Source organism: Rhodococcus sp. AD45-ID, assembly GCF_003023755.1.
Taxonomy (GTDB): domain Bacteria; phylum Actinomycetota; class Actinomycetes; order Mycobacteriales; family Mycobacteriaceae; genus Rhodococcus_F; species Rhodococcus_F globerula.
On record NZ_PYHL01000001.1, the window covers coordinates 1,839,533 to 1,851,498 of the forward strand.

Here is an 11,966-nt window from a genome sequence, read left to right on the forward strand (position 1 = left end):
AACGTACCTTTCGGCGCATCCAAGGCGCTGAAAGGTACGTTCGCTCGATGTGGCTGGGGACTATTCCGACTTCTTCTTGCCCGACAATCCGCGCCACGCCAAGGACTCGAGAAGATCGGCTGCCTCGTCCACTTCGATTTCTCCACCGGCCACGCGGTCGGCCACGGCCTCACCCGCACCGACCAAGGCGATTGCGATGATCCCGAAGTCGTGAGACGCATCCGGATCCTTGGTGCTGGACTCGAGCAGATGCGCTGTCAGTTCGATCAACCGGTCGCGACTTGTCTGCACGGTGCCCGCAAAAGCCTGCTGCCCGACGGCCTGACGGTAGAGCACCATCCACGACTTTCGGTTGGCCCCCACAAATCCGAGGAAACCTTCGAGAGCGGCACGCAATTGCTCACGTGGCGACAGATCAGGTGCACCTGCAGGAGCCAAGGCTTCGACAAAACGCAGACCTTCACGATGGATGCACGCGGCAAACAGTTCTTCCTTGGAGCCGTAGTACAGGTACAGCATCGGCTTGGAAATCTCTGCTTTGGCCGCAATGGCGTCCATCGAGGTTTCGTGAAAACCTCTGTCGGAGAACACGTCCACTGCCGCGTCGAGCATCTGCTGCTCGCGTACCGCGCGTGGCAGTCTCTTCGTGCCACCGGCCATGTATCCTCCAACCACAGGGTAAGTATCTATCTTACTCTACGGTAAGATCCGGCGTCGAATCGCACTTCGACTCAGCAGGTGAGAGCACCCTTCGCCTGTGCGACCGTCACTACCGCCTGGTCCACGCGGGCCTGGGGCAAAGCACCGGACGCAACGGCACCTTCGAGCTGATCGAGTACCCGCGGTACGTCATCGGTTGTGAGCCACAAAGCCTGGTCCACGCCCGCCACCAGTGCAGCCTGCACCGCGTCGGCAATATCGTAGCGGTCGGTAATCGCCTGCATACCGCTGAGGTCGTCGGTGAAGATCGGCCCCGTGAACGGCGCTGCGCCGTAACCTACTCCGTCGCGAAGCAGCGACACCGCGGCCGGACTGATACTTGCCGGGACACCCGGTTCTGTCAGGCCAGGAACCTCGAGGTGACCGATCATGACGCCGACACCGGTATTCACCAACTCCCGGAAGGGAACAAGATCCGAGTTCATCAGGTCTTCCAGAGGAGGCGTCGTCACCGCCCCGGTGTGCGAGTCTCCGGATGCGCTCCCGTGTCCGGGGAAATGTTTGATCACCGGGAAGATTCCGGCGTCGCGCATTCCCTGGGCATAGGCGCCGGCGTAGGCGATCACTGTTGCAGGATCATCCGAGTACGAGCGGTCACCGATTACCGAATTATCAGGCTGCGAGCTGACATCGACGTCCGGTGCGTAATTGACCGTGATGCCGAGGTCCTTCAGACCCCGGCCCCGCTCGAGCGCCATCTGGTACGTCTGTTCCACTGTCATCGTCTCGGCAGTCTCACGCGCCGACGGATCGGGCCCGAGAATGTCCTCGACGCGGGACACCCGGCCACCTTCCTCGTCGATTGTCACCATCAACGGAATCTTCGACGCCGAAGCCACTTGCGGTACTTCACGATTGGTCAGCATCGACTGATCGGTCCAGCTGCCGACGAAGATGCCACCGATCTGCTCGCTCGCAACAATGGCCAATGCGTCGTCGGTACCGGTCACGCCGACGTTGAGGAGCTGGGCAAGTTTCTGCCTGGTGGACAACGACGCCAGGAGATCGCTGCCGCAGACGGTAGGTGCGGGGAGGGCGGTGGACGTCTCCGATGTTGTCGTGATGTCGGACGTGACACTCGCCGCAGCTGACGTCGACGGCGCTGCCACGTCCCCTCCGTCGCCCGAGCATCCCGCCACCAATCCGCCACACAGGGCAAGAGTGGTTGCCGTTTTCACAAACTTGATCCGCATTCCTACGACGGTATCGGACTCCGTACCCATACACTCCCCTCACCGGCACGGCAGGAAGGTAACCTGGACGTGAACCGATTCCCCGCTGACGAGGAGGTCGTGATGCCACAAGGACTGATGCTCATCGCGTACGACGGTTCCGAGAACGCCCGACGTGCCGTCGAGTACGCAGGACGTTTCCTGTCCGCCAATCGCGCGATTCTTGTCACCGCCTGGGAGCCGATGGTTCGCCAAGCCGCCCGGATGTCCGGGCTCTCCGGTGTCATGCAGCCCGAGTGGATTCCCGACGACGATGTCGAGGACATCGCGTACACCGATGCCAAGGCAACTCTCGCGGAAGGCGTCGCATTGGCCGAGGCCGCCGGTTTGACCGTCGAAGGCCGTAGTGCCGAATGCCGGTCCGCCATCTGGTCCGCAATCGTGGAGACTGCTGACGAATTGGACGTCGACATCATCGTCACCGGCACTCGCGGCACAACCGGTTTGCGTTCGTTGTTGCAGAGCAGCGTGGCGGATCATGTTCTGCGTCACAGTCATCGGCCGGTGTTGATCGTCCCTCCTGGCAAGTGAGCGTCGGTCCCAGGCGACTAGTGTTCTAGTCACCATGGACGGTTTTGTTCTCTCTCGGCCTGATCACAGCGTGCTCACGCGCGGCGTACGACGCAGTTTCGACGACGCGGGCGCGGCGACGCATGCATTGTCGGAAGGTTCGGCGACTCTGATCGTCGGCGCTCTCCCCTTCGACCCGTCTGGAGCGACGGCGTTGTACGAACCGGCCGAAGTAACCGTTACCGGCAGCGCGTGGCGTTCGGACACTTCCGTGGACTTGCCGCACACGCATGCAGTGCGAGAAATTCCGTCACCGGCAGATCATCTTCGACGAGTAGAAAAACTGGTCACCCGTCTGCGTGACGGCGACCTCGGCAAGGTGGTCTCGGCTCGGACCGTCGAACTTCGCGCCGAATCTCCCATCTCACCAACAGCACTCGCGGCTCGGATGGCTACGCTCAATCCCGCGGCAAATACATTTGCCGTCGACCTCAGCGCTGCCGGAACCGATTTCGTCGGCCACTCCCTTGTCGGCGCGACACCCGAGGTTCTGGTGAGCCGACGCGGAAATGTCGTGACCTGCCGTCCGCTCGCGGGATCCGCGCGTCGGACAGCTGAAACCGAGGCGGATCGGGTTGCCGGCGACAGCCTTCTGAGTTCGACGAAGAATCTTGCCGAGCATGCCTTTGTCACCGACTGGATTCGGGACGTCCTCGGCCCGCTGTGCAGTGAGTTGTCGATCCCGTCGACGCCAGAATTGACCAGTACCCATGAGGTCTGGCACCTGGCCAGCCCGATCCGCGGCATTCTGCGTGACCCCACCACTGCCCTCGCGTTGGCAATCGCGCTCCACCCGACACCCGCGCTGTGCGGAACACCCACTACCGCGGCTTTGAACGTCATCCGCGACACCGAGGAGCCGCGGCGCTTCTACGGCGGCGCAGTGGGGTGGTGCAACAACGTCGGCGACGGCGACTGGGTGGTCGCGATCCGCTGCGCCGAAATCAGCGCCGACGGCCGAACTGCCTGGGCAAGCGCAGGGGGCGGGATCGTCGCAGATTCGGACCCACAGGATGAATTGGACGAGACAACCACCAAATTACGGACATTGCTCACAGCACTGGGTGTCTCTGACACAAACTAATCAGTCCGCTGCGGGGCCAATCGTCCGAATTCTCGGCAGCGAGTGATACCTTGACGCGAACAGTTCGTACGGACCGGTAAGTCCCGGCCGACCGACACGACCTATTGGGAGATCCACGATGACGAAGTTCCTTGTCCCCGGTGTGGCCAGCGCTGTCGTCGGCGTCGTTCTGGGCGCTGCTGCAATCTTCGGTGCCACGGCTGTAGCTGCGGACAACACTCGTCCCGACATCGACCGCAGCGGAAATGCCGATTCTTCCGTCCTGAACCAGGTTGAGTACGGCAGCCGCTGAGAGCGCAGGCCTCGCGAGTTCCCGTTCTTCCGCCGAAGGCACCATTGTGCCTTCGGCAGAGCCTCTGTCGAAGCGGTGGCTGTTCGGCGCCTCCGTTGTAGCGTTTCTTCTCACCTTTTTCCAGTCGCCAGGGCTGATCACCGCCGACACCAAGTACGACCTGACGCAGAATCCGTTCGGCTTCCTCGAACGTGCTTCGCATCAGTGGAGTAGTCAGGCCCCGCTTGGCCAGGTGCAAAATCAGGCCTACGGTTACTTTTTCCCGCACGGGCCGTTTTTTGCGTTGGGCGAACTCGCCCACATCCCGCCGTGGATCACGCAGCGCATCTGGTGGGCGCTGCTGCTGATTGCCGGGTTCTGGGGCATCGTCCGCGTCGCCGAGGCGCTGGGTGTCGGTAGCCGCAGTTCTCGTGTCATCGCCGCAGTTGCGTTTGCGCTCTCTCCGCGCGTTCTGACAACTCTCGGCTCGATTTCCTCGGAAACCCTGCCGATGATGTTGGCGCCGTGGGTGCTGTTGCCGGTGATTTGGGCGTTCCACCCTGTGCGCCTTTCCGGTAGCCCGGACTACCACAAACGCGCACAGTGGAAATTGGCCGCCCAGTCCGGCCTCGCCGTTGCGCTCATGGGTTCGATCAATGCCATCGCTACCGCAGCGGCCTGCCTCGTCGCCGTCATCTGGTGGCTCTCGCACAAACCCAACCGGGCGTGGCTGACCTTCACCGCGTGGTGGGCCCTGTTTGTTGCGCTGGGCACCCTGTGGTGGATCGTCCCGCTCCTGCTGCTCGGCAAGGTCAGCCCACCGTTCCTCGACTACATCGAATCGGCCGGCGTCACGACGCAATGGGCGTCACTCGCGGAGATCCTGCGCGGCACGGACAGTTGGACGCCGTTCGTCTCACCCGAACGCATCGCAGGCGCGGTCCTCGTAACCCAACCGGCGGCCGTTGTCGCCACCGGACTGGTTGCCGCCGCCGGACTCGCCGGACTCTGCATGCGGTCGATGCCCGCCCGCGGACGCCTGACGCTCATCTTGTTTGTCGGCATCACCGGTTTGGCTGCGGGATACGTGGGCGAACTCAGCTCCCCGATCTCCGATCAAGTGCGCCTGTTCCTGGACTCCGCGGGCGCACCGCTGCGCAACGTCCACAAACTCGAACCACTCGTGCGTCTGCCGTTGGTTCTCGGCCTCGCGCATCTCCTGGCCAAAGTTCCCTTGCCGGGTTCGGTTCCGATGCCGCGGTGGCGACGCGCCTTCGCTCATCCCGAGCGCGAACCGATGGTGGCGCTGACGTCCCTAATCCTGGTTGCTCTCACCCTCTCGACCGCCTTGGCGTGGACCGGAAAACTCGCACCGCGCGGCGCGTACCCCGAGGTGCCGTCGTACTGGACCGAAGCCGCGCAGTGGCTCGAGGACAACACCGCACCCGGCTCCGAAGCCGAGCGCGCCCTTGTCATCCCGGGAGCACCGTTCGGCAGCCAGGTGTGGGGACTGACTCGAGACGAGCCGCTGCAAGCACTGGCCACCACACCGTGGGCCGTGCGCGACTCAGTCCCGCTGACGCCGCCCGGCGCCATCCGCGCCCTCGATTCGGTACAGCGCCTGATCGCCGACGGTCGCCCCTCCGACGGTCTCGCGCAGACTCTGCTCGGCCAGGGCATCCACTACCTCGTGATGCGCAACGACCTCGACGGTGACACCTCACGCTCAGCCCGCCCGCTCCTCGTTCACCAAGCCGTCGACGGTTCCCCCGGCATCACGAAGGTCGCCGAGTTCGGTGAGAACGTCCACCCCGAGCCCATCGACGGGCTGGTGGCCGACAGCGACCTGCGACCCGACTACTCACCGATCGAGATCTTCGCGGTCACGCCGCCTGACGGAAGCACTGCGCTCAGCGGCCCGTACTCGGTGGATCTCGATCAGGTTCCCGTGGTTCAGGGCGGACCGGAAGCCGTTCTCCGCCTTCATGAAAGTGGAACACTTCCCGGCACCGGTCCCGTCGTTTTTGCCGCCGACGCCGCGGCGGCCGGACTACCGGTCGATGCGCTCACCGTCACCGACACACCGCGTGACCGTGAAACCGATTTCGGACAGGTCGACAATCACAGTTCGGCTCTGCGGACACCGGACAGTGAGCGACGCACGTACAACCTGGTTCCCGACTACCCCGTCACCGATACGCCGCTGGTGCAAGGCCGTTGGAACGGCGCCGAGATCACAGTCTCCAGTAGCGCCTCCGACGCCACCCAGCTTGGCGGGACCTCGCCGTCGAGTAGCCCTGCCGCAACGGTTGACGGCGATCCGGGCACCGGATGGTTCAGCAACGGAATCGAGCGCGCGTTGGGGCAGTGGCTGCAGATCGACTTCGACACTCCCATCTCGAGCGGTCTACTGCACCTGACCACCAGTGCAGCTGCGATCGGCGCTCCGGTCAAGTGGCTCGAGATATCCACTCCCAACGGAACCAAGGCTGTCAAGGTCGACCGGCCGGGTGAACCCGTCGCGGTATCGATTCCGGGCGGCACCACACCTTGGGTGCGAGTAACAGCGACACACACCGAAAATGGCTCGGCGGGAACACAGTTCGGTATCAGCGAACTGTCGGTGGAGGACTTCTCCGACCGCAGTGCGCCCACATTCGTGCCCATCACGTTCGACACCGTGCTGCCAGCGGTTCCCAACGACGCGTCGGTGACGTCCTGGAATCTGACGCAGGAGTTCCCGGGCCGAGATTCCTGCGCCGACAGCGCCGATCGAGTGCGCTGCAGCAACGCCTTCATGGCGATCACCGAGGAGCCGAGTCGATTCCAGCGTACTCTGAGTGTCCCGGAAAATACTTCTGTCACAGCCGAACTGACGGTTCGGGCCCGACAGGGCAGCGAGCTGGACTCACTTCTCACCGTCCCCGGCCGCATCACCGCATCAGGCTCGAGCGACATCGGCGACACCCGTGGTTCAGCCTTTGCCGCCACCGACGGCGACGCTCGGACAACGTGGTCGGCGCCGCAGAGCACCACCGAGCCGGGTGGCCCGAAACCGACTCTCACGCTGACTCTTCCGGAACCGACACTGGTGACAGCACTGGATATCACCCCCAGCGTCGGAATCCTGCCGTCACCGCCCACCAGTGTTGCCGTCAACCTCGGGAACGGGCCTCAGGTTCGCGAGTTGCCGGAGGGCGACACGCGAGTGCCCCTATCCCCCTTTGTCACCGACACGATCGTCCTGAGCATCACCGATTGGGATCCCGTTCTCGATCAGAACGCGCTCGGCTTCGCTCAGGTACAGCCCACCGGGTTTGCGGAAGTCGGCGTGATCGGTGCGGACGGCACAGCCGTCGCCGATTCCGGTGTGCAGACCGACAACAGGCTCGATAACCGTCAGATCACGGTCCCGTGCGGTATCGGTCCCACGATCACCATTGCCGGGCAACAGTTCCCGACGTCGATCGAGACCACGGCGCATGAGCTCCGTACCGGCGCTCCCATCGTGGTGAGCGTGTGCGGCCCCACCGGAACGGCACTGTTACCAGCGGGTCAGCCGGAGGTCTCGGTCGAGCCGGGAGCGGCGTTCTCCGTCGACAACCTGGATCTCACGACAGTTGGCTCCGGTCCGCTCCCACTACAGAGCCAGAGCGCTCTCACCTCGACAGCATGGACAGAAAACCATCGCGAACTTGCCGTCACCGCGTCGACGTCCGATCAGTTGATCGTGAACCCCGAAAGCACCAGCATCGGCTGGATCGCTACCGCGCCCGACGGTTCCGAGCTGACTCCGGTAGTGGTGAACGGTTGGCAGCAAGGCTGGATAGTGCCCGCAGGCACGTCCGGAACGATCACCCTCGATTTCCCCAGCGACCGCTGGTACCGCCTGGGCATCTTCGGCGGCCTGATGCTGCTGATCCCCCTGTTCCTCGCTGCCCTGATTCCGGTGCGGCGTGTACCGAAGCCCACCGAGCCGCCGCGCCCGTGGCACAGCGTCGCAGCGGGGTGGCTGGGTGTGGCTGTGGCTGCCACCGTGATCGGCGGCGTCGTGGGAACCGGGATCTTCGTGGCGTGCTCACTCGTCGCGCTGGCGCTCGTGCGAGCAGTCGGCCCGGATCGCACAGCCCGAATTCTGGTCGGCACCGCCGGCGTGGCAGCAATTGCCGGAATCACGCTTCTTTCCACAGGACCATGGCGAGCACCCGGCGGATACGTGGGCGATTCGTTCCTGATTCAGTTCGTGATGTTGCTGGCGTTGGTGGTCACGGGGTTGGCGGCGTTGCCATTTGCGGGTTCACCGATGTGGCGACGGTTCTCCCAGCGCTTGACTGCCAAACGAGCAGGTTCCTCCACCAAGGCGTAGCTGGCCGACGCGACAGCCACACTCAGAACAAGCGTCAAGGCAAGTACGTAGAAGAAGCTGCCGGAGAACGGCGCGATGCCGAACACCGGGAACACCGCATTGAGCACCGCCAGATGCCAGATGAAGATTCCGTACGACCAGCGACCGATCGCCAAGGCAAACGGACTTGCCAGGAATCGGTGCTGCGCCTCGTCCCGCAGAACCAACGGTGCGATCAACGAAAAGCTGATGATTGCTCCGAGCGCGATCTTGACGGCGAACTGCCAAGGTTCGGGACGTACCAGACCTTCCGGGCCGGCGAGGTCGGTGCACGAGAGAACAAACGCCACCAACGCCACACCGGTCAGCAGAAGCCGGCGGTGCGCCAGACGGTGAACCCACGTCGAATCTCCGACGGCGAGTTCGGCCAACACCATGCCGACCCCGAACCACGGCAGGTATCCCGGCAACCAATTGTCGTGGTGGATGAAATCCGGCGCGGGAATCGGCAGGAACGCCCAACTGAGAGCAATCAGCGAGACAACGGTGAGAAGTGGGATCCGGAACCGGGCACTGCTCCCGCGCAGGCGTACCAGGAGAACCGCGAACAACGGCAGCAACAGATAGAACATCACCTCGACCGACAGGCTCCACATCTGAGTGAGCCCCTCGGTGAGGGTGAGCGGAACAAAGACCTGCACCAGGCCGAGGTTCGCCAGCCACACCTGATAACCACCGCCTGCACCTGGCAGGAACAGGAGAATCAGCGTCACTGCCACCCAGTACGCGGGAAGAATGCGCGTCGCTCGGGATATCCAGTACCGCACGGTGGCCTGTGGCCGACCGATTCCGCGGGCAGCGGCCGCATGCGGACGCCACAACAGAAACCCGGACAGCGCAAAGAACACTGCAACGGCCAGGTCGAGCCGCCCGAAAGCCCGACCGATCGCGCCCGACTGAGCCTCGCCCGTCTGGAACGCGACGTGGGTCACCAGAACCCCGAGCGCTGCCAAACCTCGCATACCGTCCAAGGCCGGAACGAAGCCACGGGCCTGCGGCGGGACGGCTGCGGAAGAATTCACGGGACTCATCATCACGGATAAGTGTGCACCGGGGTACGTTCGCCTTAAACCATCCGGACGCCCTGTAAAAAAATGCGAGGCCAAATCGCCACCTCATGCGACAAACCGGGCCGCTGGACTGTTAGTGTTCTGCCACACATGGGTTCTACTGTGACCCCATACGGCCAGCACAACTCATATTGTGCAGGTTGCACCACGTCTAAACTACTAACGGGTAGGAGTCCCAGCATGGCGGAACGCTCAGGGTCGAGCCGGATACTTCCTTGCATTCTGGTAGGTCTCGGCGCCTTCCTCTTGGCCATCGCTGTTCTCATTCCCACCTACATGGTCGGCAAGTTGGAGAAGACGCCGCTCGACCTCGAGGTCACCACGATCGCCACGGGCAACGGCAACGTCCTCAACTCTGCCGCGCTACTTGCCGGCAAAGCTCAGGTCGACAAGAACGTCCCGATCGTTGCTCAGCGCTACGTCACAACGCAGGAACCGTCCAACGCCGACGACATCACCGTCCAGGCCGGCCAGACTGTCATCCGCACCGACAAGCAGGGCGAGAGCGGCCTGCTGACGGCAACCGTCGACACCGTCACCCTGGACCGCGTCAGCTCGATGCCGACCAACGATCCGGTCGGAACGATCCAGACGTCAGCTGATCAGCCGGCGGAAGAAGTTTCCCGCGAGGGTCTGCAGTACAAGTTCCCGTTCAACACGGAGCAGCAGACCTACCCCTACTTCGATCTCAACGCTCGCGCGAACTACGACATCAACTTCGTCGAAGAGACCGAGATCAACGGCATGAAGGTCTACCACTTCAACCAGACCATCGAGCCCGTCGACCTGTCCAAGGTCGTCAACTCCCCCACGAACAAGCTCACCTTGCCTGCCGACACCTGGGGCGTTCCCGGCGGCACCACCCCCGTCACGATGACACGCTGGTACACCAACGTCCGTGACCTGTGGGTCGAGCCCAAGACCGGTGTTGTCATCAAGGGCCAGGAGCAGCTGCACCAGTACTACGGCCGCAACAAGAACTCCGTCGACGTCGACGTCCTCAACGTCACGCTGCCGTTCGACGAAGAGACCATCGAGTACCAGATCCAACAGGCGCAGGACGGCATGGACACGCTCAACCTTGTCGGCCGCACCGTTCCGATCGTCGCCGGCGTCCTCGGCGTGATCGCTCTGATCGCCGGCATCTTCCTCGGTGTGCGCGGCGGTAAGGGCGGAACCCCGGCGCCTGCACACGGCGGCGGTGGCCAGTCTCCGAGCGGAGCAGGTACCCCCGCTCCCGGCGAGCACGACTGGACCAACGACGACACCCAGGTGATCCCGCGCCCGGATCTGCGCAAGGAATAGCACGTCGCCAGTGAACCTGGCACAGGTTGTATGAAGCGAGCACCCCTTCCAGCTAGTCGGAAGGGGTGCTCGCTTCATACAGGGGTTGCTAGCTCGCGCTTGCCCGGTCCGCACTGCGCACTGCAGCAACAGAGACCGCCACAGCCGTCACCGACGCCACGACAACCGCTGTCCCGATCAACTGCCCCGGCGTCGTTGCCCACAGGAGCATCACGACGGCCTCGACGGCCAATCCGATCCAGGCCAGCACGGCGACTCTCGTGCGTTCCGACGCGATTGCGGACAGCAGGGCGCACTGCAGCACTGCAAGGACGGCACCGTGCAATGCAAAGGCCCACAGCATCGGTGCCACGGCAGCGTAGGCGTCGCCCACCAGGATCGGTACCAACGGACCGGCGAGGGCCGCGCCGAGCACCAGCACAGCCCCGATTCCCACCAACACAGCCAAAGCTGTGCGAACGGCCTGCGCCGATTGGGCTGGATTGGCCATCTTCGGGTACAGGACAACACCAACCGCTTGTGGCAGCCAGAACGCGGCTTTGGTCGCGACGGCGCCCAGTGCGTACACACCCGCGTCGTATTCGCTCAGAACCACGCGCACGACAAGCAGGTCCAGCGACGACAACGCAATCAGGGCGAGCTGAACCTGGGAGGCGGCGAGCACGGATACAACACCGATCCGCACTGTTTTGTTCTCGCTCACCGGCGCCGTGCGGTCCAGCACCCGGACAACCGCGACCAGAACCGCCGTTCCGGCCGCGCTCGCCACCAACGCCGCGGCCGCAGCTCCGCCCAGCGCCAGGACTGCCACTGCGGGAAGAACTTTCATCACACCCGCACCGGCCAGGACTGCGCTGAGCACGCCAAACCGGCCGTGCCCCTGCAACAATCCCTGCTCCGTCGCCAGCAGCACCAGCATCGGCGCCGTCACCAGAGCCGAGAACGCTGCGACTATTCCGGTGTCGAGTAGCCACGCCATCGCCGGGGTCAGCACCACCGCCAGAACAGCCACGATCGCTGCGCATCTGTACCCGAGCGATCGCAATGTGTCAGCGCTCTTGCCGCGCACAGCCTCTCGGGCGACCACTGTTTGCAGCGCCAACGCCGGCACGGCCAGCACCAACTGCGCGGCGAGAAGACTGGCGAATTCTCCGTAGCCCGCCGGACCCAACCAGCGACTTGCCAACCAGGCCAGCAGATACGACGCAACATTTGCCGTCATCGAACCGGCCAACACCATACTGACCCCGGCCGCAGCGGAACGATCAAGAGGTTGGCGGGCCATGCGACCAATGATGCACCACGTATC

General features: G+C 63.8%; 8 protein-coding genes and 1 pseudogene. 5 read left to right on the plus strand and 4 right to left on the minus strand.

Annotated elements, in window-relative coordinates:
* Nucleotides 1-60: 60 nt before the first annotated feature.
* Nucleotides 61-660 (minus strand): TetR/AcrR family transcriptional regulator, encoded by a 600-nt coding sequence (locus tag C7T36_RS08180; RefSeq protein ID WP_033231699.1) that lies wholly within the window; start codon nt 658-660, stop codon nt 61-63.
* 71 nt (nt 661-731) lie between these two features.
* Nucleotides 732-1,913, minus strand: coding sequence for a glycoside hydrolase family 3 N-terminal domain-containing protein (locus C7T36_RS08185; RefSeq protein WP_045066676.1), 1,182 nt, complete (start codon nt 1,911-1,913; stop codon nt 732-734).
* A gap of 102 nt (nt 1,914-2,015) precedes the next feature.
* Here C7T36_RS08185 and C7T36_RS08190 point away from each other — a divergent pair, with 102 nt between their 5' ends.
* From C7T36_RS08190 to C7T36_RS30715, 4 genes are all read left to right on the plus strand, one after another.
* A complete protein-coding gene (locus C7T36_RS08190; RefSeq protein WP_033231847.1) occupies nt 2,016-2,483 on the plus strand; it encodes a universal stress protein in 468 nt (155 codons plus the stop codon).
* Between the two features lie 34 nt (nt 2,484-2,517).
* Complete coding sequence (locus C7T36_RS08195; RefSeq protein WP_045064616.1) at nt 2,518-3,606, plus strand: isochorismate synthase MenF; 1,089 nt, start codon at nt 2,518-2,520, stop codon at nt 3,604-3,606.
* A 118-nt stretch (nt 3,607-3,724) separates the two neighbouring features.
* Entirely contained in the window at nt 3,725-3,898 is a 174-nt protein-coding gene (locus C7T36_RS08200; protein ID WP_072782243.1) for a DUF2613 domain-containing protein, read from the plus strand.
* Between the two features lie 46 nt (nt 3,899-3,944).
* Nucleotides 3,945-8,243, plus strand: coding sequence for an alpha-(1->3)-arabinofuranosyltransferase (locus C7T36_RS30715; protein ID WP_045064619.1), 4,299 nt, complete (start codon nt 3,945-3,947; stop codon nt 8,241-8,243).
* Nucleotides 8,244-8,266: 23 nt separating this feature from the next.
* Here the strand turns inward: C7T36_RS30715 and C7T36_RS08210 are convergent.
* A pseudogene (locus tag C7T36_RS08210) lies at nt 8,267-9,316 on the minus strand (acyltransferase family protein); the annotation flags it as partial.
* Between the two features lie 216 nt (nt 9,317-9,532).
* Here C7T36_RS08210 and C7T36_RS08215 point away from each other — a divergent pair.
* On the plus strand, nt 9,533-10,657 hold the full coding sequence (locus C7T36_RS08215) for a DUF3068 domain-containing protein (RefSeq protein WP_045064624.1): 1,125 nt from the start codon (nt 9,533-9,535) through the stop codon (nt 10,655-10,657).
* Between the two features lie 88 nt (nt 10,658-10,745).
* Here C7T36_RS08215 and C7T36_RS08220 read toward each other — a convergent pair whose 3' ends face one another.
* Entirely contained in the window at nt 10,746-11,942 is a 1,197-nt protein-coding gene (locus tag C7T36_RS08220; protein WP_045064626.1) for a polysaccharide biosynthesis protein, read from the minus strand.
* Between the last annotated feature and the right edge of the window lie 24 nt (nt 11,943-11,966).

Excerpts from the sequence above, each read along its gene's own strand:
- C7T36_RS08180 (WP_033231699.1), bottom strand. The coding sequence starts at position 660 with ATGGCCGGTGGCACGAAGAGACTGCCACGCGCGGTACGCGAGCAGCAG.
- C7T36_RS08185 (WP_045066676.1), bottom strand. The coding sequence starts at position 1,913 with ATGCGGATCAAGTTTGTGAAAACGGCAACCACTCTTGCCCTGTGTGGC.
- C7T36_RS08190 (WP_033231847.1), top strand. The coding sequence starts at position 2,016 with ATGCCACAAGGACTGATGCTCATCGCGTACGACGGTTCCGAGAACGCC.
- C7T36_RS08195 (WP_045064616.1), top strand. The coding sequence starts at position 2,518 with ATGGACGGTTTTGTTCTCTCTCGGCCTGATCACAGCGTGCTCACGCGC.
- C7T36_RS08200 (WP_072782243.1), top strand. The coding sequence starts at position 3,725 with ATGACGAAGTTCCTTGTCCCCGGTGTGGCCAGCGCTGTCGTCGGCGTC.
- C7T36_RS08215 (WP_045064624.1), top strand. The coding sequence starts at position 9,533 with ATGGCGGAACGCTCAGGGTCGAGCCGGATACTTCCTTGCATTCTGGTA.
- C7T36_RS08220 (WP_045064626.1), bottom strand. The coding sequence starts at position 11,942 with ATGGCCCGCCAACCTCTTGATCGTTCCGCTGCGGCCGGGGTCAGTATG.